Consider the following 22282-nt stretch of genomic DNA (forward strand, 5'->3'; position numbering starts at 1 on the left):
GCGCCCCGAAGTGCAGGCGGTCTACAGGAATTCAGGCGACTGCACGGCCATCAGCACCGTCTCGTCGCCCTCGGGCCGCTGGCGGTGGCGCAGCCACCACACCGCGCCCTTGCGGATCGCGCAGTCGCCGGCCTGCAGGCCCAGCAGCTGCGCCACCGTCTGGCCCAGCATGGGCTGGTGGCCCACGACCAGCACCGCGCCCCGCTGGCGAGGCCACTGCACCAGCTCCAGCAGGTCGGCGGGCGCGCCGCCGGGCAGCAGCTCGGCGCGCAGCTTGAACTTGCGGCCCAGCGCCCGTGCCGTCTGGTCGGTGCGCTTGGCGGGGCTGGCCAGCACGCGCAGGCCCTCTGGCAGTTGCCGGTCCAGCCAGGCCGCCATGCGGGCAGCCTGCTTCTCGCCGCGGCCGGTCAGGGCCCGCTCCAGGTCGTCCCCGCCCTCGGTGGCCTCGACCGCTTCGGCATGGCGCCACAGGATCAGGTCCATCAGCCGCCCTTTCGCCCGCCGGAGCCGCCCGGCGCACCGGCGGCGGTGCTAGCGCCACCCGGCGCGCTGCCGTAGCGCTGGGTCAATGCCAACTGTGCGCCCAGGCCGTCCAGCGGCCGGGGGGCGCGCCGGTAACTGCCGTCCGACTGCAGTGTCCAGGCGTCGCGGTCGTCGTGCAGGTACGCCACCAGGCATTCGTCGATGATGCGCTGGCGCAGCCGGGCGTCGGTCACCGGCCAGGCCAGTTCCACCCGCCGCAGCATGTTGCGGTTCATCCAGTCGGCGCTGGAGAGGTAGAGCGATTCCTTGGCGCCGCTGCGGAAGTAGAACACCCGCGTGTGCTCCAGGAACCGGCCGATCACCGAGCGCACGCGGATGTTGCCGGTCACGCCCGGCACCTGCGCCGGCAGCATGCAGGCCCCGCGCACGATGAGGTCGATGCGCGCTCCGCACTGGCCGGCGCGCACCAGCGCATGGATCAGGGCTTCGTCGGTCAGCGCGTTCATCTTCGCGACGATGCGCGCGTCTTCGCCGCGCTCGGCCGCCGCGGCCACCGCCTCGATGCAGTCGAGCATGGCCCGCTGCAGGTGGAAGGGCGCCATCACCAGGCGCTTCAGGCGCGGCAGCGGGTTCTGGCTGGCCAGGTGGTCGAACACGGCGTCCATGTCGGCCGTGACGTGTTCGTCGGCCGTGAGGTAGCTGAGGTCGGTGTAGAGCCGCGCCGTGCGGCGGTTGTAGTTGCCGGTGGAGAGGTGCCCGTAGCGCCGCAGATGGCGGCCCTCGCGCCGCGTCACCAGCAGCATCTTGGCATGGGTCTTCAGCCCCACCACGCCGTAGACCACCTGCGCGCCGATGGATTCCAGCGCCTCGGCCCAGTTGATGTTGGCCTCTTCGTCGAAGCGCGCCTTGAGCTCCACCACCACCATCACTTCCTTGCCGCGGCGCACGGCCTCGCGCAGCAGGTCCATCATTTCCGAATCGGAGCCGGTGCGGTAGATGGTCTGCTTGATGACCAGCACCTGCGGGTCGTTGACCGCCTCGCGCAGGAAGGCGAGCACGCCGTCGAAGCTCTCGAAGGGCTGGTGGATCAGCACGTCGCGCTTCTTCATCTGCGCCAGGATCGGCGTGCCCGGCGGCAGCTGCGCGGGCCAGGCGGCTCGCCAGGGCGGGAACATGAGCACCGCCACGTTTACCAGATCGACCAGCTGCGACAGCCGCACCAGGTTCACCGGCCCGTGCACGCGGTAGAGCGCCGCGGCGGGCAGGCCGAACTGCGACTGCAGGAAGTCGGACAGAAAGCGCGAACAGCCCGCCGAGACCTCCAGCCGCACGGCCTGGCCGTAGTGGCGATGCTGCAGGCCCTGGCGCAGCGCGGTGCGCAGGTTGCGCACGTCTTCCTCGTCCACCGCCAGGTCGGAGTGGCGGGTGACGCGGAACTGCGAGAACTCGGACACCTCGCGCCCGGGAAAGAGATCCGCCAGGTGCGTTCGCACGATGCTCGAGAGGCTGACGAACTGCAGGCCCTTGGGCGCTACCTCGGGCGGCAGGCGCAGCACGCGCGGCAGGATGCGCGGCACCTTGACGATGGCGATCTCGTTCTCGCGGCCGAACGCGTCGTCGCCCTTGAGGCGCACGATGAAGTTGAGCGACTTGTTGGCCACCTGCGGGAAGGGGTGCGCCGGGTCCAGCCCCACCGGAATGAGCAGCGGACGCACCTCGCGGGTGAAGTAGTCGCGCACCCAGCGCCGCTGCGCGCCGCTCCGCTCGCCGTGCGACACGAGGCAGATACCCGCCTTGGCGAAGGCCGGCACCAGCGACTCGTTGTAGAGGGCGTACTGCCGCTCCACCAGCGCATGGGCATGGGCGGCCAGCGTCTCGAACGACTCCACGCTGTAGGGGCCCTTGGTCTCGCCGGCCTGCGCGGCCGTCAGGTGGGCGGCGGCCCGCACCTCGAAGAACTCGTCGAGGTTGGACGAGACGATGCAGAGGTAGCGCAAGCGCTCCAGCAGGGGCACGTCGGTGCGCGCCGCCCAGTCGAACACGCGCTCGTTGAACGCGAGGATGGAATGGTCGCGGTCGAGCAGGGCCAGGGGCGGCGGCTCGCCGCTGGCGGCCGGCACGGCCGGCGCGGAAGGCCCGGAAGCCGCCGCCAGGCCGTGGGCGGCGGCGGAAGGCGCGGCCGAGGGTCCGCCCGGCTCGCTCTGCGCTGCCGCAATGGAAGGCAGTGGCACGCTGGCGGGGATGAAAGGCGGCATGGGCAGCGAAGAGGGAAACACGGACGAAAGCAAGTATGAGACGGTCAGGTGACAAATTCATGACACTGACACGCAGCCGTCATGTCGGCGGGATGCCCGCCCGAGCGCGAGACCGTGGGCCGGCGGAGCCGGGCGAGCACCTCGATGGCCCACGGCGCCGCAACTGCGCCGCCCGGCCGCGATCACGCGCCCAGGAAATGCTTGCGGTACTTCACCGGCAGGTCGGCCAGCCGCATCAGCATGGGCAGGTCGGCGGTGTTGAAGTCCGGGTCCCAGGCAGGCGCACCCAGCACGCGGGCGCCCAGCCGCAGGTAGCCCTTGATGAGCGCGGGCGGCTCGATCGGCAGGCTGCCGTCGAGCTGCTCCACCGGCAGCGCCAGGCGGGGCAGCACGTGGTAGTCGATGGGCGCCATATGGGTCTGGCGCAGCTGCTGCCAGATGCTGGCCGCCGCGTCGCCGCTCACCACGCCGCCGTGCAGCATGGGAATGCTGGCGCAGCCGATCATGGTGTCGAGCTGGTTGCGCACCATGAAGTCGGCAAGGGCGCCCCACAGGGCCAGGATCACGCCGCCGTGGCGGTGGTCGGGGTGCACGCAACTGCGGCCCAGCTCCACCATGCGCGAGCGCAGGCTGCGCAGGCGGGTGAGGTCGAACTCGGTGTCGCTGTAGGTGCCGCCCACGCGCCGTGCCTGGGCCGGCGTCAGCACGCGGTAGGTGCCAATCACCTGCCGGGTATCTGCATCGCGGACCAGCAGATGCTCACAATAGTCATCGAACAGGTCCACGTCGTGGCCAGGCAGGGGCGTGTTCAGGCGTGCGCCCATCTCCCCGGCGAAAACGGCGAATCTCAGGCGCTGTGCTTCCCGCACTTCGTCGGCATGCCGCGCCCATTCCACCGCCACAGCACCGCGCGCTGGCGCAGCCCCGCCCACGCCCGCCGCGCTGCCTGGGCGGTGAAGTGACCCCCTGGGCAGGGTGGCGGGGTTCAGGGCCATGGTCGGCGTCGGCAATTCGTTCATCGGGCTCTCCTGGAATAGGAATGCAGGCATTCAGTGCATCTCGACCGCTCGGTCACCCCGTGCATTCCCCGGCCCGCCCGGCGGTCTGGCGGGCGGCGGCTGAGGTGCTGCGGCTCGCGCATCGCTTCGCGCCGGGTCGGCGTGCACCGCCAGTGCCTGCAATGTGCCGCGCCGGTGTGACGCGGCCATGTCCGGTGCATGAACACCGCATGACAGACAATCGGCGCCCTCTTCCCTCGTTCTTCGTCTTCGTTCTACGGGCCGACCTCGCGACGGCCGCCTTCCTTCCGCTCCGCATGCCTCCCCTGTACATCCTCTGGCGCGACGAGCATCTCGTGGCCGTCTACAAGCCCGCCGGTTGGCTGGTGCACCGCACCGGGCTGGACGCGGGCGAGACCCGCTTCGTGATGCAGACACTGCGCGACCAGTTGGGCCGGCACGTGTACCCGGTGCACCGGCTGGACAAGGGCACCTGCGGCGTGCTGGTGATGGCGCTGCACCCGGATGCCGCCCGGGCCCTGTCGCAGGCCTTCGAGCGCCACGCCGTGCGCAAGGACTACCTGGCGCTGGTGCGCGGCTGGGCGCCTACGGCAATGCAGGTGGACCACCCCCTTCGCCCGGACGACGCCCCGCCCGACGCGCCCGTGCAGGACGCCCGCACCGCCCTGCGATGCGTGGCCCGGCTGGAATGGCCGGAGTCGGCGGACCCGCGCTTCGCCACCACCCGCGCCTCGCTGGTCCACGCCATGCCCGAGACCGGCCGCCGGCATCAGATCCGCCGCCATCTCAAGCACATCGCCCACCCCATCATCGGCGACGCCACCCACGGCAAGGGCCCGCTCAACCGCTGGTGGGCCGAGCGCCTGGGCGGCCAGCGGCTCTGGCTGCACGCGTGGCGCCTGCAGGTGCCGCACCCGGTCACGGGCGACGTGCTCAGGCTGCACAGCGGGCTGCCGGCGCCGGGCGAGCCAGCTGGCGGCGCCCTACACCCGGGCGGCCCGGCCGACGTGGCGGGCTGGATGTCGCTCTGGCAGCGCGGCCTCTGGCAGCCGGCCGCAGCGCCACAGGCAGACCCGGGCACGGCGCCGTGTGAGATAGCGCCTACCCCGCGCGGGGCGGAAAAGCGCTAGCTTGCGTGGAGCGTTCCACGGTGCGCCCTGCCAACTGCAATACACCTCCCCACCGATCACCCATGCCACACCACGCGCTGCTGCAGCCGACCGACCCCGCTACCACCGCCCCCACCGGCGCATCATGCCGCCCCGCTCCGCTTTGTGGGGGCGCCGCATGAGCAGCACCTGGGACACCTTCCGCGACACGGTGGCGGCGGAGTTTTCCGACGTGCCGGACGCCGAGCAGTTCATCCGCATCGTGCTGCGCCTGTCCATCGCCGCGCTGCTGGGCGGCCTGCTGGGCCTGGAGCGCGAGCACAAGGGCAAGGCGGCCGGCGTGCGCACCCACATGCTGGTGTCGATGGGCGCGGCCATGTTCGTGCTGGCCGCGCAGCAGGCCGGCATCGACCCGGCGGACAACAGCCGGGTGCTGCAGGGCATCATCGCGGGCGTGGGCTTCCTCGGGGCCGGCACCATCCTCAAGGGCGATGCGGAAAGCCAGGTCAAGGGGTTGACCACCGCCGCCGGCATCTGGCTCACGGCGGCCATCGGCGTTGCGGCCGGGCTGGGCCTGGAATTCACCGCGCTGCTGGCCACCGGGCTGGCGCTGCTCATCTTCTGGGCCATTCCGCTGCTGCAGGAAGTCTTTCAAGGCAAGGGAGAAGACGCCCCGCCCAGCGCCAAGGACTGAGCCCCTCCCCTGCTTCACTATTATTCGATAGCACCCCGCGCTTTTTCTTCGGGCGCCAGAGGCCCATTTCATCTGAATTCATGGGGCCTTGCGCCCGCCACTCCGCCGGGGCGCCGGCCAGATCCACTCCGGGTGTTCCACTGGTGCGGCAGGGGCCGGCGGAGCCCGGCGCCCGGCCCGCGCCGCGGGTTCGGCTGGCGCGAAATGCGGCCCGGGGCCGCCCTGGGCCAGCACGTCGCGCGCATTGCGCAGCGGGCAGTCCTTGAGCGACAGGCAGCCGCAGCCGATGCACCCACCCAGCTGATCGCGCAACTGCGTCAGCACGCGGATGCGCTCGTCCAGCCCGTCCTTCCAGCGCGCCGACATGCGCCCCCAGTCGGCCGCCGTGGGCGTGCGCCCTGCCGGCAGCGCCTGCAGCGCGGCGGCGATCTCAGCCAGCGGCACGCCCATGCGCTGCGCCACCTTGATGACGGCCACCCGCCGCAGCACCGAACGCGGGTAGCGCCGCTGGTTGCCCGCCGTGCGCACGCTGTCGATCAAACCCTTGGACTCGTAGAAGTGCAGCGCCGATACCGCTACGCCGCTACGCTGGGCGACTTCGCCCACCGTCAGCTCGGCCGTGGCGCGCTCGGCGACCGGGTGGGCGAAGTCGCCTGGATTCGAAGAACGTGGCATGCAGCGGTGGAAGACGGCGGGCGGCGCCGCTTGACCTCAAGTTTTGTTGAGGTTCGATACTAAACGCTTTGGTCACTGCCCTTCGACACCCATGCCCACTGTCCCTACCTCTGCCGATCCCTCCGCTCCCCACTCCGCGCCCTTCGCGCCCTCCGCGCCGCTGCTGCGCCTGCACAACCCCCGCGGGCTCTACGACCCGCAGCCCCATGGCTATTCGCACTTGGCCATCGTGTCGCCGCCGGCCCGCGTGGTGCACATCGCCGGCCAGGGCGGCGAAGATGCCGCGGGGCGGCTGGCGCCGGGCTTCGATGCGCAGGTGCACCAGGCGCTGCGCAACCTGGGCGTGGCGCTGTCCGCCGCCGGCGCCACGCCGTCCGACGTGGCCCGGCTCACCGTGCTGGTGGTGGACCACAGCGAGGCGCGCCTGGCCGTCTTCAGCCGTGCGCTGATGGCGATGTGGGGCCAAGCGCCCACGCCCGCCTGCACGCTGATTCCCGTGCCGCGCCTCGCGCTCGATGGCATGCTGTTCGAGTTCGACGCCACCGCCTATCTCCGGCCGGAGGCCGACACCGAATCGCCCGGCGAAGCCTCGCCCGCCACGCCATGACATCCGTGCACGACACCACCTCCCCGTCCGCCCCCTCCGCCACGCCGCCGCAGCCCCTCACCACGCCCGTCCTCTGGCTGATGGCGCTGGCCTGCGGGCTGTGCGCCGGCGCCAACTACTACAACCAGCCGCTGCTGCACTCCATCGCCACCCACCTGCGCGTGGGCGAATCCACCGCCGCGCTGACCGTGACGCTGGCGCAGGTGTCGTACGCCTGTGGGCTGCTGCTGCTCGTGCCGCTGGGCGATACGCTGGAGCGCCGACGGCTCATCACCGTGCTGATGGTACTGGCCGCCGCCGGGCTCTTCCTGAGCGGCTGGTCCACCAGTTTCGCGGCGCTGGCCGTGGGCACGGCGATGACGGGCCTGTTCTCGGTCGCCGCGCAGGTGCTCGTGCCGCTGGCCGCAGCCCTGGCCGCGCCCGGCCGCAGCGGCCGGGCGGTGGGCACGGTGATGAGCGGGCTGCTGATCGGCATCCTCGCGGCGCGCAGCGTGGCCGGGCTGCTCTCGGGCCTGGGCGGCTGGAACCTGGTGTACCGCGCAGCGGGCGTGGCCGTGCTGCTGGTGGCGCTGGCCCTGTGGCGCGCCCTGCCGCCGCTGCCCCCGCCCGCCCATGCGCCGGCCTACGGGCAGGTGCTGCGATCGCTGGGCACGCTCGCCGCCCGCCACCCCCGGCTGCGCAGCCGCGCCCTGCTGGGCGGGCTCTCGTTCGCGTCGGTGAGCGTGCTGTTCTCCACCATGGCGCTGCTGCTGGGCGGGCCCGCCCACCGCCTGACCGATGCGCAGATCGGCCTGGTGGGCCTGGCCGGCGTGGCCGGGGCGCTGATGGCCAACGTGGCCGGCCGCATGGCCGACCAGGGGCGCGAGCAGTGGACCACCCGCGCATCGGTGCTGCTGGTGCTGGCCAGCTGGCTGCCGCTCTGGTGGGGCGGCGCCAGCGTGGCGTGGTTCCTGGTCGGCATGCTGTTGATTGACCTGGCGCTGCAGGGCGTGCACATCAGCAACCAGAACGTGATCTACGCCCTGGCGCCCGAAGCCCGATCCCGCCTGAACGCCGTGTACATGACGGGCTACTTCAGCGGCGCGGCGGCCGGCTCCGCCGCTGGCTCGCTGGCCTGGCAGGCCGGCGGCTGGCCGGCGACCTGCGCCGTGGGCGTGGCGATCGGCCTCGCGAATGCCGCGGCATGCTGGCACGACAGCCGGCTTGCCGTGCGGGCCGCACGGGCCGCACGGGTCACTTGATCGCTTTTGATTTGATAGCGCCATGCGCAGTATCCACGGGCGCTGACGGCAGATTTATCTTCGATATTGCACTGCAAAAGCGGGCGTTGTCCGACACCTCGCCGCATGCCGGCGCCGGTGTAATCGGGGCTCTCATCCGCGCCACTGGCGCCCATCTCACGAAGAGGACGCAAATGACTACAGAACACGGAACACAGCAAGCCGCCATCCAGGGTGAAGTCACCTACCGCGAAGGCGACGGCATGCCGGTGGCCATTCCGGAAGGCCCGGTGGAGTTGACCCATGCGCCCGACAGCGTGACCCTGAGCTGGAAGGCCGACAACGACGCCGCCGGCCTGGCTGCCATGCCGCGCGACCAGTTCGAGCGCTATGCCCGCGAGGGCAAGATCCTCGTGGACGGCGAGCCGGCGGTAGCGCCGCAAAGCGAAGAGGACGATGCCGGCACCGAGGCTGGTGCTTCGCAGGCCGCTCCCGACACTTCCGGCCAGCAGAGCCAGAGCCGGGGCCCGGATGGAGCGCAGGTGCAGAGCCAGGGCTCGGCCGACCAGCCAGTGTCCGACCCCGAGGTGTCGCAGGACGGCCATGCCGTCGAACACGACTACACCGACGACCTGACCCAGCGCCAGGGCAGCTGACCGGACGCCGGGCCGTCCGGCCACGGTGCACGACGGGGCCGAATGGCCCCGTCGTGCACATCTGGGGCCGACTGGCCCCGTCGGCACGTCTGGGGTCAGCCCGTGGCACAGTCCGAGCACCGATGCCCGCCACCCCGCCCACCGCTGCCCACCCTGGCCTGCCCGCACTGCCCGCCGGGCCCGCGCTGCCCCCTGCCGCCGACACCGCGCCCACGCCGCAGGCCCTGGGCCAACTGCTGCGCGTCGCCCTGCCCGACAAGCACCGCCAGACCGCGCAGGGCTGGTTCGGGGACACCGACTTTCTGCTGACCCGGGCGCACGTGGACGACGACGGCGACACCTACCACGACGGACTCTTTCTCACCGTCTGGGGGCAGTGGGATTTCTGGATCGCCGACGCCCGGCGCCCCACCCACGCCAGCCTGCTGCAGGCGGCCGCCGCCCGCGCCGGCCACTGGCTGCGCCGCGAGTCGACCCCGCCCGTCGGCTTTACCCAGCTCTGCCGGCCCCACCGGCCCGGCGTCGACGCGAACGCCGTGCCCTGGCAGCGCTTCGACGTGGCCACACATGCCGGGCCGCCCGAAGCGGTCGCGGCGTGCCTGCTCGCCTGGCAAGGCCTGCTCGACTACTGGCGCAAGGGTGTGGCCCAGCGCCGGGCGCACCACCCGCTGCGCGAACGGCTGCTGGCCTGCTGGCCCCCTGAGCGCATCGAGGCCCTGGCCCTGCTGCCCGCCTTCGCGCCGGCGAAGCCCGGCAACCCGCTGGCGCCAGGGCTGGGCGGTTGGCAAACCCTCGCCGCCGTCAGCACGCGTGCGCCCACGCCCTCCGGGCTGGGCCGCAACGCACCCGCCTCCTTTGCCGGCGCGGCGGTGCGCCTGGCCTGGCCGCGCATGCCGCGCGCCGAGGCCGCCGCCCCAGATGGCAGCGAGGACGATGACACCCTCGCCATCTACCAGATCGAGGTGCAGCGCGACCCGCTGCGCCCCGGCGAAACGGGCGTGGAAGTCAGCTACGCGCAGCGCCTGGGCGACACCCGCGAGCCCTTGCCGCTGGAAGCCGCCGACCACACCGAACGCCTGCTGCGCCTGCTGGACGCGGCGCAGGCGCAGCTCACCGCACACTGCGACCCGGCCGCCGACGCGCCGGACGCATTCGGCTGGATCGACGCCATCGCCGATCACCCGCCCCACGCGCCGGACGAGGCCGTGATTCCTCCCGTCTGGTTGGCGCTGTCGCACACCTGGCAAGCGGCCAGCCGCGCCCACGCCGCCCGCGAGCGCCGGGGCGCAGACGCGAGCGCCCATGCGGACGCCGACACGGATGAGGCCGGGAATGCGCCAGCGGCTTCGGCTTCGGCTTCGGCACCGTCACCATCGCCTTCGCCCGACCCCCGGGCACTGCACGCCGCGCGCGTGCTGCGGCTGGCCCGCGAGATCAGCCGCAGGCAGGGCGCCGCCGCGGCGGAGCGGTTCCATCGCCGGTTCGCCTTCGCCCCCGGCACGCAGGCCGACCGCGCCCGGGCCGACGGGCTCCGGGTGGGCCCGGTGGGTTGGCTGCCCGACGGCAGCGTCGCCGCGCGCGTGGGCGGCGACGGCGGGCGGTGGCTGCGCCTGGACCGCAGCCGGCTGTCTTGCGCGCCGCTGCCAGCCGACGAAGCGCCCGGGCCTGCGCACGGCCCGGCGGCGCGGGTGGAGGGGTTGTTCGTGGAAGGCGATGCGCAGGGCGTGCTGTGGGGGCGGGACGCGGCGGCGGGGCGGGTGCTGTGGCGGCATCCGGTGGCGACGACCCCGGTGACGGCCGTGATGCTGTCCCCGGATGGGCGGAGCGTGCTGGTGGGGACGGCCGGGGGGGATCTGGTGATGCTGCGCAAGGCGGGGGGCGGGGATCCGTTCGGGACGGGGGATTCGCGGTATGTGGAGGGGTGGAGGGGGGTGTTTTGGGAGGGGGAGGAGGGGGTGATCTGGTGGTGAGGGGCGGGACTGTGTCGAGTCACTGCTGATCGTTTGGGGTGGGCTTGTCTAGGGCTTGTCTAGGCCTTGTCAGGGGCGGTGCTGGCGCTTGCTGTGCGATTGCTTCCCGGGGCCGGGGCGAAATCCCGGCCCCGGGAGGCAACCACCCAACACGTGCCAGCACCGCCCCCGACAGCGCGCCTCGGCTCCGTGAAGCAACCACCCAGCACCTGCCAGCACGGCCCCCGACAAGGCCCCGACAAGCCCATCCCGAACCGTCAGAAAGTCACCAGCCAGCCCACGCACAGAAATCCGCCGCAAAACCGTAGCCCCACCCCTGTCCCCACCCCGCCAACGAACCCAACAACACCCCCTCTACCTCCCCTTCCTCGCCGCCTTCTTCGCCGCCCTCTCCACCTCCTTCACCTCCCCCGCCACCCTCCACACCTCGAACTCGGCCGGCGTCTCCAGCGTGACCCGCCCCAGCACGGCGCTGCGCAGATCCGTCAACACCAGCTCTGCGCCCTTCTGCACGTTCACCCGCCCGCCGGACATCACCGCGCCGCGCTTGCGGGCGATCAGCTCCAGCAGTTCGTCCTCGTGCATGCCAGCGATGGCCTCGGGGGCGAGGCCGAGCCGGTAGCGCGCCTCCAGCAGGTGGGCGTAGGGCCGCTTCAGATACGCCAGCAGTTCCAGCACCACCTCTTCCTCGTCGTAGGCGTTCTTGCCGACCGCGCCGCTCGCGGCCAGCTTGTAGCCGCTCTCGGAGATGGTGATGCGCGGCCAGAGCATGCCCGGCGTGTCCCACAGGTAGAAGTCGTCCGCCAGGGTGATGCGCTGCTCGAGCTTGGTGATGCCGGCCTCGTCGCCGGTCTTGGCCTGGCTTTTCTGGCTCAGGGTGTTGATGAGCGTGGACTTGCCCACGTTCGGAATGCCGCAGATCAGCACCCGCATGGGCTTGGCCATGCCGCCGCGTTGCGGGGCCAGCAGGTGGCAGGCGTCGATGAGGCGGCGCGCTGGCGCGGGCTCCGAGGCGTCCAGGCCGATGGCGCTGGTCTCGGGCAGGGCGTTGTACCAGTCGAGCCAGAGCGGAGTGCGCGCCGGGTCGGCCACGTCCTGCTTGTTGAGCACTTTCACCGAGGGCTTGTGGCCCGTCAGTTCGGACAGCAGGGGGTTGGCGCTGGAGCCGGGCAGCCGGGCGTCCAGCATCTCGATCACCACGTCGATGTCCTTGATGCGCTCGGCGATCGCCTTGCGCGTGGAGTGCATGTGACCGGGGAACCACTGGATGGCCATGGGGATGTCTTTCGGGCTTTCGCGGGCGTGCGAACGGTTTTCAGGGGCGCCAAGGATAATCGCGACTTCCACAGCCCCACTCCGGTACCCACTGAATGCCCCTGCCTCCACCCCCCGTCCATCGCCCCAGCAAGAAGGAAGAGTCCGAGCTGCTCTTCAAGGGCGTGACCTGCGCGCTCATCGGCCTCGTCGTGCTGCTGGCGCCCTACGTGGCGCGCTCGTCCAGCGTCGGCGAGATGATGCGCCAGGCCTACCTGGTGGGCTGGTTCGCGCTGGTGCTGGGTTGCGCCTTCCTCGTGCGGTACGGCCTGCGGCGTTATGGCGGCCGCCGCCGCTACTGATCGGACGGCCGGCGTAGCGCCGCCGGACGCCCTGCCCCACCACCACCACCACCAGGCGACGAACTTGCCCGACGACCTCGATGCCGTGCGCGTTCGCTTCGCGGAACTGAACCCGCGCCTTCGCGCGGCCGGCGTGGCCCTGCGCCCGCCTCCACCCGAGCCCACCACGTGCTGCGGCCGGGGCTGCAACGGCTGCGTGTGGGAGGGTTTCTACGCCGCCGCGGCCTGGTGGTGCGAGGACGCGGAGCAAGCCCTGGCGGCGGCGGCTTGCGCACCAGCGGCTCTCCACCCCGCGGGCGCGTCGGCCGAACCCTGAGGAAACGCCCACGCGAGGCAGCGCGGCAAGCCCTATCACTCGCACCCCGCCGGTGTATGTCGGACGGAACAACGAATCACGGTATTCTCGGCAGATGGAATTCCCCAAGGATCGCTCTGCCGAGCCGTTGCCGCAGCCTCTGGCGCCCGTCGCCGGAACCGTACCCTCCTGGGAGCAGGCGCGCACCTCGGCGGCGCGGCTGCGCGCCGTGCAGGCGAGCGGCCTGCTCGACTCGGTCCAGGAGCCCGGCTTCGACAGCCTGACCGCCGTCACTGCCCGGCTGCTGCGCTGCGCGGCCTCGTTCATCTCGGTGGTCGATGGCGAGCGCGACTTCTACAAAAGCCAGCACGGCTTTCCCGAGGCGTTGGGGCAGGCGCGGCAGATGCAGGGCCAGACCTTCTGCCATTTCACGCTGGACCGTGACGAGGCGCTGGTCATCAACGACACCCACGCGCAACCGGAGTGGAAGGCCGTGCCCACCGTGCAGACGCTGGGCGTGCGCGCCTACGTGGGCGTGCCGCTCAAGTCGGGCGGGCAGAACATCGGCAGCTTCTGCGTGATCGACACGGTGCCCCGCGAATGGACGACCAACGAGCTGGAGACCATTCGCCAGCTGGCGGCCTCCGCCGCGCGCGAACTGGACCTGCGCGCCGCCCTGGCCGCCGCCCGGCAGGCAGCTGCCACCGCGCGCGGGCAGGCGCTGTCGCGCGAACGCGTGCTGGCCGTGGTGGCGCACGACCTGCGCGCGCCGCTGCAGGTGATCCAGCTCAGCGCCAAGCTGCTGCAGCGCAGCGGCGGCACGGGGCACGAGGCCGTCACCCACCGCATGCTGTCGGCGGTCGGAATGATGACCACCATGGTGGACAGCCTGCTCAAGTCGACCGATGCCGCGCCCCACCTGCAGCCGGTGGCGGTAGCCACGCTGGCGGCCGATGCGGTGGACATGATGACGCCCATGGCCGACAAGTTCTCGATGAAGCTGCTGCTCGAGCCTCTGCCCGAGGCCACGCTGCAGGTCGACTACGGCCAGCTGGTGCGGGTGCTGGGCAACCTGATCGGCAACTCGCTCAAGTACTCGCCGGCGGGCAGCACCATCCGCGTGTCCGGGGCGCGCCGCGGCGCGACGCTGGACATCACCGTCACCGACAACGGCGTGGGCATGACGGACGAAGAAGTGGCCCGGGCCTTCGAGCCGGGCTGGCAAAGCGAGTCCGCCAAGGCCCGCAACGACGGCGTGGGCCTGGGTCTCGGCATCGTGCAGTCGCTGGTGGAGGCCAACCACGGCCAGGTGCGGCTGGAAAGCCGCTCGGGCATGGGCACGTCGGTCACCATCAGCCTGCCCTGCACCTGAACGGGGCCGGCGGACGGGGCACGGCGCCGGGCGACGGCCGGGCCGGCGCTGCTTTGCATTGAAGCCGGCGCTGGGCCATAGTGGCGGCTCCTTCGGCTTCCATCTCGGCGCGCATCCGCGCCCGCCCGCCTGCATGACCACCCACCCCGCCCACCCCGATTCGCCTTCCTCCGCCGCCACGCCAACGCCCCGCACGGGCGGCCAGGTGCTGGTCGACCAGCTGCTGCTGCACGGCGTGCGGCAGCTCTTCTGCGTGCCGGGCGAGAGCTACCTGGCGGTGCTGGACGCGCTGCATGACGCCGCCATCGCCGTCACCATCTGCCGCCAGGAAGGCGGCGCGGCCATGATGGCCGAGGCGCAGGGCAAGCTCACCGGCCGGCCCGGCATCTGCTTCGTCACGCGGGGGCCTGGCGTGACCAACGCCTCGGCCGGCATCCACATCGCGCACCAGGACTCGACCCCGCTCATCGTCTTCGTGGGCCAAGTGGCGCGCGGCGCGCTGGGCCGCGAGGCCTTCCAGGAACTGGACTACCCCGCCGTCTTCGGCACCATGGCCAAGTGGGTGGTGCAGATCGACGATGCCCGAAGGTTGCCGGAACTCGTCTCCCGCGCCTTCCACGTCGCCACCTCCGGCCGGCCCGGGCCGGTGGTCATCGCGCTGCCGGAAGACATGCTCACCGACACGGTGGCGGTGGCCGACGCCCTGCCCTGCGCCGTGACCGAAACCCACCCCGGCCCGGGCGACCTGCGCGCCCTCGCCGAGCGGCTGGCCGCCGCCGAACGGCCGGTGGCCATCCTGGGCGGCAGCCGCTGGTCGGCCGGCGCGGTGGCCGACGTGGCGGCCTTCGCCGAGGCCTGGCAGCTGCCGGTCTATTGCTCCTTCCGCCGGCAGATGCTGTTCCCGGCCAGCCACCCCAGCTATGGCGGCGACCTGGGCCTGGGCGTGAACCCGAAGCTGCTGGCGCGCATCCGCGGCAGCGACCTGATTTTGCTGCTGGGCGGGCGCCTGTCGGAGATTCCGTCGCAGGGCTACGAGCTGCTGGACATTCCCGCGCCGCAGCAGCCGCTGGTGCACGTGCATGCCGACGCGGACGAGCTGGGGCGCCTCTACCGCCCCGCGCAGGCGATCCACGCCACGCCCCAGGCCTTCGCGGCGGCGCTGGCCGAAGTGCGGCCCCCGGCCCCGGTGCGCTGGGCCGCACACACCCAGGCCGCGCGCGCCGAATACCTGGCGTGGAGCGACCCGTCGCCGATTCGCATCCCGGGCCCGCTGCAGATGGGCGAGGTCATGCAGCACCTGAAGGCCGTGCTGCCGCCGGACACCATCTTCTGCAACGGCGCCGGCAACTTCGCCACCTGGGTGCACCGCTTCTGGCCGTTCTCCCACTACGCCAGCCAGCTCGCGCCCACCAGCGGGTCGATGGGCTATGGCCTGCCCGCCGGCGTGGGCGCCAAGCGGCTCTGGCCCGAGCGCGAGGTGGTGGTGTTCTCCGGCGACGGCGACTTTTTGATGCACGGGCAGGAATTCGCCACCGCCGTGCAATACGGCCTGGCCGTCACCGTGGTGCTGCTGGACAACGCCATGTACGGCACGATCCGCATGCACCAGGAGCGCGAATACCCCGGCCGCGTCAGCGCCACGCAGTTGAAGAACCCCGACTTCAAGGCCTACGCCCAGGCCTTCGGCGGCCACGGCGAGCGCGTGGAGCGCACCGAAGAGTTCGCCCCCGCCCTGGCCCGTGCGCGGGCCAGCGGCCTGCCCAGCGTGCTGCACTGCCTGCTCGACGCGGAAGCCATCACGCCCGGCGGCACGCTGGCGGGCATCCGCAGCGCGGCGCTGGCACGCGCGCAGGCCTCCTGATTCAAGCCCAATCGGCCTACAGGGCCCGTGGAACAAGCGGGTGGAGCTATTAAATCAATAGCAAACAGCCGTCACGGCGCCCTGGGTCCCGGCTGGCGGGCGATGTCCGCCTCGCTGCGCACCTGGCCGGCCAGCAGCACGGCCAGGTCCAGCCGGCGCACCAGCCAGGGGTTCAGGTCGTTGGCGAACGGGTCGGGCAGCGGCTCAGGGCCCGGCGCGGCCTCGGGGCGGGCAGGCGCGGCGGGCGCGGCGGCGCCCGGCGCTGCCAGCAGCGCAGCGTCGATGCGGTCTGCCGCCTGCGCCAGCGGCGCCTCGATGCGGCCGGGCTCGAGCTGGCCGCGGCGCAGCAGCAGCATGGTCTTGACGGCGGTGAGCTGGGCCAGCAGCTGGTAGCAATGCGCCTGCAGGCGCTGCAGCGAATCGACCGGCGGGCGCACGGCGCGGGGCTCCTTCAGCGAGCGCTGCGTGGCCTGCACCAGCGCCGAGAGGCTGTCGTAGGCCTCGCGGCGGGCCAGCCGCCAGGCCAGCTCGGGCGCGTCGTCCACCGCCTGCAACTGGCCCAGGCCCAGCGCCACGCGGGCATGGCGGGCCTGGGCGGCCACGGTGCGCGCCACCAGCGCCGGGATCTGCCCCCGCTCCCACGACGGCAGCACATAGCTGCACGCCCACGCGATGCCGGTGCCGATCAGCGTGTCGGCCAGCCGCTCGAAGAGCGCGAACGAGGTGCTGACGCCCGTGTTCAGCATGTGCGACTGCACCAGCCCGAGCACCGTGGCGGCCACGGCGGTGATGAGGTAGCGCCGCACCGCGAAGCCGTGCGCCACGGCCTGCGCCAGCGTCAGCACCGCGATCAGCCCGAGCGGCGACAGATGCGTGGACAGCACGCCCAGCGCCAGCACGCAGCCCAGCAGCGTGCCCGCCACCCGGGCGTTGCGGCGCTCCAGCGTCTGCGCCAGGCTGCCGCGCAGCACGACCACGATGGTCAGCAGGATCCAGTAGGCATGCGTGCCCCAGGGCAGCGCCAGCGACACGATGTAGCCCGCCCCCATGGCCAGGGCGGCGCGCAGCGCGTGGCGCAGCGGCGGCGCGTCCCAGCGCCAGAGCGAGAAAAAGGGCGACCACGACCAGGCCGTGGGGCTGACGAACATCTGCCAGCTGGCCCGCACCACCGCCAGGTTGGGCGCAGCCTCGCCCCGCGCCAGCGCGACCAGGCGCAGGGCTTCGTCGTTGATGTGGCCGGTGCGGTCGGCGAGCGCGCGGGCCAGCAGCTGGGGCGACGGGCCGGGGCCGGCCCAGGGGGCAGGCGATGCATCACCGGTGCCGGTGCCGTCGGGCTCCCAGCGCAGGCCGGCCAGCCGGGCGCGGCGGTCTTCCAGCGGCGGCGGCACGCGGCCCAGCAGCAGCGCATCGGCCAGTTGCTCGATGTCGCCCGCCATGTCCCGCAGCACCGACTGCAGCGCGCGCAAACCGTGCGCATGGCCCGGCTGGGCGCGCAGGGTGTCCAGGTCCAGCTCGCAGGCCAGCAGGTGGTCGCGCATCTCCAGCACCAGCAGCAGCATGCCCGCCAGCCGCTGGCGGCGCGGGGTGCGGGGCGATTCCAGCACCACGTCGCGGGCCGACTGCAGTTGGTCGGCCAGGGCGGCGTGGCGCGCCAGCAGCTGGCTGGTCAGGGCCGGGTCGGGCGGCAGGGGCGCGCCGCCCGCCGGGTCGGCCCGCCCGAAGCGCCGCGCCTGCACGCGCATGAGCTGGGCCAGCGCCAGCAGGGTGTCGGCCAGCAGTTGCACGCGGTAGCGGCCGTTCAGCGCCAGGTTGGCCAGCACCGCATAGACCACGTAGAGCCCGGCGCCCAGGCCGAAGTAGGCCGTGGTGCGCAGCGCGCCGTCGAGGGCGCTTCGGCCTTCGTGCGTGGGCACGGCCAGGCTGAACACGGCCGAGAAGATGAGCGCGATGGCGACCGGCACGCCGCGCTTGCCCCAGGCCATCGCCAGGAACGAGATGAACGCCGCCGGCACGATGAGCAGGCCCAGGCCGAGCGGGTCGTCCTGCAGCATCTGGACGCCGAAGAAGAGCGGCATGCCCAGGAGCGGCGCGGGCAGCATCTGCCAGAACTTGCCCCGGCGCGGGCCCGGCAGGTCGGGCGGCGCGGTGACTATCACGCCGACCGACGCCGCCGAGGCAGCGGCTGCGCCGAAGAACACGTGCACGCCGGCGGAAATCAGCATCAGCCCGATGGCGACCCCGATGCCGTTGGCGACGTAATGGCTGAGGGCGGTGCGCAGCGCCGCGCGCAGGCGCCGCTGCAGGTCGACACGGGAAGGCAGGACGTTGTTCACGGGTGTCACTATGCAAGGGCGTGGAGGGCCGCGCCATCGGACGGCGCCGACGAATGCCAGGGCGCCGCCGACACGCCCCCGGCACCCCCGGCACGGGCGGCGCGGCGGCGGGCGGGCGGTCAGCCGAGCTGCTCGACCGCCATGTACTGCTGGCGCCAGGGCTCGAAGGCCAGCGTGTCGGCCGCTTCCAGCGCCTTCTGCTCGGCCACCGACCGCTCGGCCAGGCGGGCGTGATGGTCCTGCTGCGCGGCCGACCAAGGCAGGCCCAGCAGGTGATCGCGGGTGGCCGCCGACCGGCTCAGGGCGAAGGCGGTGAAGTCGTTGCCGTGCTGCTGCGTCAGCTCGGCCAGCACGCGGGCCGAGGGCGTCTGCCCCGGCGCCGCGAAGGCGGCCTGCGCGGCCCGCAGCGCCTGGGCGTGGTCATCGGTGTGCTGCGCGGCATCCAGCGCGGCGGCGAGCGGCGCGCAGTCGGCCAGCAGCTCGGCGCCCCAGTCGGCCAGCGACATGCCGCGGCCGCCGCGCATCAGCTGCAGGCCGGGCTCGCGCCCCCGCTCGGCCGTCAGGTGCTGGTTGTGCTGCAGCTCGGCGATCTCGGCGGGGGTGTCGGGCGGACTGTCGCTCAGCAGGCAGTGCAGCAGGAACACGTCCAGCAGCCGCATCGTCTGCCCGGTGATACCCACCGGCTCGAACGGGTCCAGGTCCATCAGGCGGACCTCGACGTATTCGACGCCGCGCTCGCGCAGCGCGTGCAGCGGGCGCTCGCCCGTGCGCACCGTGCGCTTGGGGCGGATGGTGCCGTAGAACTCGTTCTCGATCTGCAGCAGGCTGGTGCCCAGCTGGTTGTATTCACCGCCCGGGTTCAGCACGCCCACGGCCTCGTAGGCGGCATAGGGCTGGGTCAGCGCGGCGTGCAGCGAATCGGCGTAGCCCTGCAGGCCGTTGTAGCTCACGGCGAGCGATGCCTGCGCGTCGCTCTGGTAGCCCAGGCGGCCCATGCGCAGCGACGTGGCGTGCGGCAGGTAGAAGGCATTGCGGCCGTCGCCCAGCGGCTGCAGGCTGTGCGCGCGCCCGGCCACGAAGCACGGGCACAGGGCTGGCGACGCGCCGAACAGGTAGAGCAGCACGAAAGCATGCCGGCGGAAGTTGCGGATGAGGCCGAAGTACTGCTCGCTGCTCACGCCCGGCAGCGACCAGTTGTAGTGGATGCCCGAGATGGTCTGCATACGCCGGCCGTAGCGGTGGCCCAGGCCCATGCGGTAGACGCTCTTGGCGCGGCCGATGTTGGACGAGCCGTAGCGGGCGATGGGAATGGTCTCGTCGGTGGGCAGGCCGCAGGGCATGCTCGACACCCAGAGCATCTCGCCGCCGCCGGGCTGACCGGCGAGGGCCCGGTAGGCGAACTGGTGCACCTCGGTCAGCTCGTCCAGCGTGGCCTGCACGCTCGGGTGCGCGCCGGTGATGAGCTCCATCTGCGACTCGCTGAAGTCGGTGGTGATGAGCGGGTGCGTCAGCGCCGAGCCCAACGGCTCCGGGTGCGGGGTGAGCGCCAGGGCGCCGTTCGGCAGCACGCGCAGCCCTTCTTTTTCCACGCCACGGCGAATGCCCGCCAGGCGCTCAGGGGGCTGCGCGCCGATGCGCTCTTGCAGTGTCGTCATGTGTTGTTCGCCGTTCCATCTCTTGTGGGCCCGGAACTTAGCACGGCAGCGGGCACTCTGCCGGCCGCGCCCGCGCAGCCCGGCCGGCCAACGGGGCACTCTGGCCGGCGGCCGGGTGGCGAGGGCCGTTTGGGTTAGCCGCGCGCGGCCATCGCCTTGCCGACCTCGGCCGTGCCCTGGGCGGCGCCGCTGGCCGGCACCTGCTCGTGCGCGCGGTCGGTCACCTCGGCCAGGCGCGCCGCCAGTTGCTCGTCCGCATCGGCGGCCAGGCCGATGTGGATGCCCTGCGTGAGCGTGATGTGCGCCGCCTCGAAGCTGCCCGCGCCGGCGCAGAGGATGGTGCGGCTCGGGGCGCTCTCGTGCGCCAGCACCAGCATGGCCGGCACCACGGCCTCGGGCTTGAGCGCGGCCAGCACCTCTTCGGGCATGAGGCCTTCGGTCATGCGGGTGGCGGCCGTGGGCGCCAGCGCGTTCACGTGGATGCCGTGCTTGGCGCCCTCGATGGCCAGCGTCTGCATGAGGCCGACCTGGGCCAGCTTGGCGGCGCCGTAGTTGGCCTGGCCGAAGTTGCCGTAGAGGCCGGTGGACGAGGTGGTCATGACGATGCGGCCGTATTTCTGCTCCACCATGTGCGCCCACACCGCCTTGCAGCAGTGGGCGGCGCCCATGAGGTGCACATCCACCACCAGCCGGAAATCGTCCATGGCCATCTTGCCGAACGACTTGTCGCGCAGGATGCCGGCGTTGTTGACCAGGATGTCCACCCGGCCCCAGGCGTCCACGGCCTGGGCCACCATGGCCTGCACCGCGGCGAAGTCGGTGACCGAGGCGCCGTTCGCCAGCGCCTGTCCGCCCGCGGCGACGATCTCGTCGGCCACCGCCTGCGCGGCGGACACCCCGGCGCCGCTGCCGTCCACCGCGCCGCCCAGGTCGTTGACCAGCACGCGCGCACCGCGCGCCGCCAGGGCCAGCGCATGCTGGCGGCCGAGGCCGCCGCCGGCACCGGTCACGATGGCCACGCGGCCTTGAAAGTCGAGGGACATGGATGAACTTCCTCTGGTTGACAATGATCGCCGCACTGTACGTCAGCCACCCCGCCCGGCCGGTTGCCGGGGGTGACTCCCGGCAGCTCCCGCCCCCCCTGTCCACCCCACCGAAGGAAACCCATGAAAGCCACCTGGAACGGCATCACCCTGGCCGAAAGCGACGACACCGTGCTCGTCGAGGGCAACCACTACTTTCCCGAAAGCGCCCTGCGCCGCGAGCACTTCACCTTCAGCAACCACAAGACCATGTGCCCCTGGAAGGGCCAGGCGACCTACCTGTCGGTGCTGGTGAACGGCGAGATCAACGCCGACGCCGCCTGGACCTATGCCGACCCCAAGCCCGAGGCCGAATCGATCCGGGGCCGGTATGCGTTCTGGAAGGGTGTGAAGGTCGCGCCCTGAACGGTGCCGCTTATCCCTGCCCGCACTGGACAATCATGTGGATAAGCCGGCATGGGCGCTGTATGGCCGCGCCAAGTCGTTGATTTGCAAGGCCACTGCACGCGTTGCCCAAAATTGAGGCAGCGCCTGCCTGCCGCCCGAACGCGGGTTATCCCTGGGTTCGCTGGACAATCGTGTGGATAACTCTGAACAAGCGCTGTATGACGGAAATAAGTCGTTGATTTGCAAGCAGGTTCGTTCTGCTGCTCAAAAAACGGGCAGCGGCGTCCACCGGCACTCCGGTTATCCCTCGCATCGCTGGACAATCATGTGGATAAGTCTGCACAAGCCTTGTATGACCACGCCAAGTCGTTGATTTGCAAGGGATCGCGCTGTGGTGCCTGGTTTTTAGGCAGCTACGCCGCCGCTGCGGGACGCAGGCCGGCCCCCAGCGGTTTGCTACACTATTGATAGCTATAAGCCTATATGAATCAAGCGCCAGAGCCTGATTCGACCTGTAAACCCCACTTCACGTCCGCACGCCATGGCCGACATCGCACCCGCCACCCCACCCTTTTTCATCGCCCGTGTCGGCGACGACGGCACCCAATGCGATGCCTGGCCCGAACAGACGCTGCTGCAATCGCTGGAGCAAGGCGGCATCGACTGGCCGAGCTCCTGCCGCAACGGCACCTGCCGCACCTGCATCGGCCTGCTGGCCGAGGGCAGCGTACACTACCGCATCGACTGGCCGGGCGTGACCCGCGAGGAACAGGCCGAAGGCTGCGTGCTGCCCTGCGTCGCCTACCCCACCAGCGACCTGCGGCTGGAGCCCCAGGGCATCTAAGAACGTGTTTACGATCTCGCAGGGGCTCGCGTTGGAGCGCAATCGGGATGAGTGGATGCTCCGGATGCGCCGCATGGGCTCGTGCCCATGCAAGCAGCCGGAGCCTCCAATCGCCCGATTTCGCTCCAACCCGAAGGGCAGCGGTGTGGGCGGCGGTCTGCGGCGTTGCGGCGCTTGTGGGTAGCCGT

Annotated in this window: 20 protein-coding genes; 12 read left to right on the plus strand and 8 right to left on the minus strand. The window is 71.8% G+C overall.

What is annotated here, in order from left to right; genetic code table 11:
- Nucleotides 1-21: 21 nt before the first annotated feature.
- The 3 genes from ABWV53_RS00760 to ABWV53_RS00770 form a co-directional block, all read right to left on the minus strand.
- Nucleotides 22-486 (minus strand): SixA phosphatase family protein, encoded by a 465-nt coding sequence (locus ABWV53_RS00760; RefSeq protein ID WP_353362707.1) that lies wholly within the window; start codon nt 484-486, stop codon nt 22-24.
- Nucleotides 483-2738 (minus strand): polyphosphate kinase 1, encoded by a 2256-nt coding sequence (ppk1, locus tag ABWV53_RS00765; protein WP_353361928.1) that lies wholly within the window; start codon nt 2736-2738, stop codon nt 483-485. The genes ABWV53_RS00760 and ppk1 overlap by 4 nt, the downstream gene beginning before the upstream one ends.
- Before the next feature lie 182 nt (nt 2739-2920).
- On the minus strand, nt 2921-3757 hold the full coding sequence (locus ABWV53_RS00770; RefSeq protein WP_353361930.1) for a GNAT family N-acetyltransferase: 837 nt from the start codon (nt 3755-3757) through the stop codon (nt 2921-2923).
- A 296-nt stretch (nt 3758-4053) separates the two neighbouring features.
- Here ABWV53_RS00770 and ABWV53_RS00775 point away from each other — a divergent pair, with 296 nt between their 5' ends.
- On the plus strand, nt 4054-4887 hold the full coding sequence (locus ABWV53_RS00775; RefSeq protein WP_353362710.1) for a pseudouridine synthase: 834 nt from the start codon (nt 4054-4056) through the stop codon (nt 4885-4887).
- Between the two features lie 157 nt (nt 4888-5044).
- On the plus strand, nt 5045-5560 hold the full coding sequence (locus ABWV53_RS00780) for an MgtC/SapB family protein (protein WP_353361932.1): 516 nt from the start codon (nt 5045-5047) through the stop codon (nt 5558-5560).
- A 78-nt stretch (nt 5561-5638) separates the two neighbouring features.
- On the opposite strand, the gene soxR is transcribed toward ABWV53_RS00780, so the two are convergent.
- Nucleotides 5639-6235, minus strand: coding sequence for a redox-sensitive transcriptional activator SoxR (gene soxR / locus ABWV53_RS00785; RefSeq protein WP_353361934.1), 597 nt, complete (start codon nt 6233-6235; stop codon nt 5639-5641).
- Nucleotides 6236-6326: 91 nt separating this feature from the next.
- Between soxR and ABWV53_RS00790 the strand changes: the two genes are divergently transcribed.
- The 4 genes from ABWV53_RS00790 to ABWV53_RS00805 all read left to right on the plus strand — a co-directional run bounded on the left by ABWV53_RS00790 (nt 6327) and on the right by ABWV53_RS00805 (nt 10688).
- The gene (locus tag ABWV53_RS00790) at nt 6327-6842 is read left to right on the plus strand and encodes a RidA family protein (protein WP_353361936.1); all 516 of its coding nucleotides are present in this window, start codon (nt 6327-6329) and stop codon (nt 6840-6842) included.
- Nucleotides 6839-8083 carry an MFS transporter gene (locus tag ABWV53_RS00795; protein WP_502903801.1) on the plus strand — a complete coding sequence of 415 codons (1245 nt, stop codon included), beginning with the start codon at nt 6839-6841 and terminating at the stop codon, nt 8081-8083. Before ABWV53_RS00790 ends, ABWV53_RS00795 begins: the two co-directional genes overlap by 4 nt.
- A 173-nt stretch (nt 8084-8256) precedes the next feature.
- Nucleotides 8257-8718, plus strand: a complete 462-nt coding sequence (locus ABWV53_RS20275; RefSeq protein WP_502903802.1) for a hypothetical protein — start codon at nt 8257-8259, stop codon at nt 8716-8718.
- A 122-nt stretch (nt 8719-8840) separates the two neighbouring features.
- Nucleotides 8841-10688: a hypothetical protein gene (locus ABWV53_RS00805; RefSeq protein ID WP_353361938.1), complete on the plus strand. Its 1848-nt coding sequence runs from the start codon at nt 8841-8843 to the stop codon at nt 10686-10688.
- Between the two features lie 354 nt (nt 10689-11042).
- Here ABWV53_RS00805 and ylqF read toward each other — a convergent pair whose 3' ends face one another.
- Entirely contained in the window at nt 11043-11963 is a 921-nt protein-coding gene (ylqF, locus tag ABWV53_RS00810; RefSeq protein WP_353361940.1) for a ribosome biogenesis GTPase YlqF, read from the minus strand.
- 95 nt (nt 11964-12058) lie between these two features.
- Between ylqF and ABWV53_RS00815 the strand changes: the two genes are divergently transcribed.
- From ABWV53_RS00815 to ABWV53_RS00830, 4 genes are all read left to right on the plus strand, one after another.
- Nucleotides 12059-12304, plus strand: coding sequence for a hypothetical protein (locus tag ABWV53_RS00815; protein ID WP_353361942.1), 246 nt, complete (start codon nt 12059-12061; stop codon nt 12302-12304).
- 64 nt (nt 12305-12368) lie between these two features.
- On the plus strand, nt 12369-12620 hold the full coding sequence (locus ABWV53_RS00820) for an oxidoreductase-like domain-containing protein (protein WP_502903803.1): 252 nt from the start codon (nt 12369-12371) through the stop codon (nt 12618-12620).
- A gap of 94 nt (nt 12621-12714) precedes the next feature.
- Nucleotides 12715-13971, plus strand: coding sequence for a GAF domain-containing sensor histidine kinase (locus ABWV53_RS00825; RefSeq protein WP_353361944.1), 1257 nt, complete (start codon nt 12715-12717; stop codon nt 13969-13971).
- A 133-nt stretch (nt 13972-14104) separates the two neighbouring features.
- Nucleotides 14105-15832 (plus strand): thiamine pyrophosphate-binding protein, encoded by a 1728-nt coding sequence (locus ABWV53_RS00830; RefSeq protein ID WP_353361946.1) that lies wholly within the window; start codon nt 14105-14107, stop codon nt 15830-15832.
- Nucleotides 15833-15903: 71 nt separating this feature from the next.
- On the opposite strand, the gene ABWV53_RS00835 is transcribed toward ABWV53_RS00830, so the two are convergent.
- The 3 genes from ABWV53_RS00835 to ABWV53_RS00845 form a co-directional block, all read right to left on the minus strand.
- Nucleotides 15904-18165, minus strand: coding sequence for an FUSC family protein (locus tag ABWV53_RS00835; RefSeq protein WP_353361948.1), 2262 nt, complete (start codon nt 18163-18165; stop codon nt 15904-15906).
- Between the two features lie 119 nt (nt 18166-18284).
- Complete coding sequence (gene gshA / locus ABWV53_RS00840) at nt 18285-19820, minus strand: glutamate--cysteine ligase (RefSeq protein WP_353361950.1); 1536 nt, start codon at nt 19818-19820, stop codon at nt 18285-18287.
- 134 nt (nt 19821-19954) lie between these two features.
- Nucleotides 19955-20863: an SDR family NAD(P)-dependent oxidoreductase gene (locus tag ABWV53_RS00845; RefSeq protein ID WP_353361952.1), complete on the minus strand. Its 909-nt coding sequence runs from the start codon at nt 20861-20863 to the stop codon at nt 19955-19957.
- A gap of 123 nt (nt 20864-20986) precedes the next feature.
- Between ABWV53_RS00845 and ABWV53_RS00850 the strand changes: the two genes are divergently transcribed.
- Together ABWV53_RS00850 and ABWV53_RS00855 are read left to right on the plus strand one after the other, a co-directional pair.
- Nucleotides 20987-21268, plus strand: coding sequence for a DUF427 domain-containing protein (locus ABWV53_RS00850; protein ID WP_353361954.1), 282 nt, complete (start codon nt 20987-20989; stop codon nt 21266-21268).
- A 523-nt stretch (nt 21269-21791) separates the two neighbouring features.
- Entirely contained in the window at nt 21792-22094 is a 303-nt protein-coding gene (locus ABWV53_RS00855) for a 2Fe-2S iron-sulfur cluster-binding protein (RefSeq protein WP_353361956.1), read from the plus strand.
- Nucleotides 22095-22282: the final 188 nt, after the last annotated feature.

It is taken from the genome of Acidovorax sp. FG27 (assembly GCF_040365715.1).
GTDB lineage: Bacteria > Pseudomonadota > Gammaproteobacteria > Burkholderiales > Burkholderiaceae_C > Paracidovorax.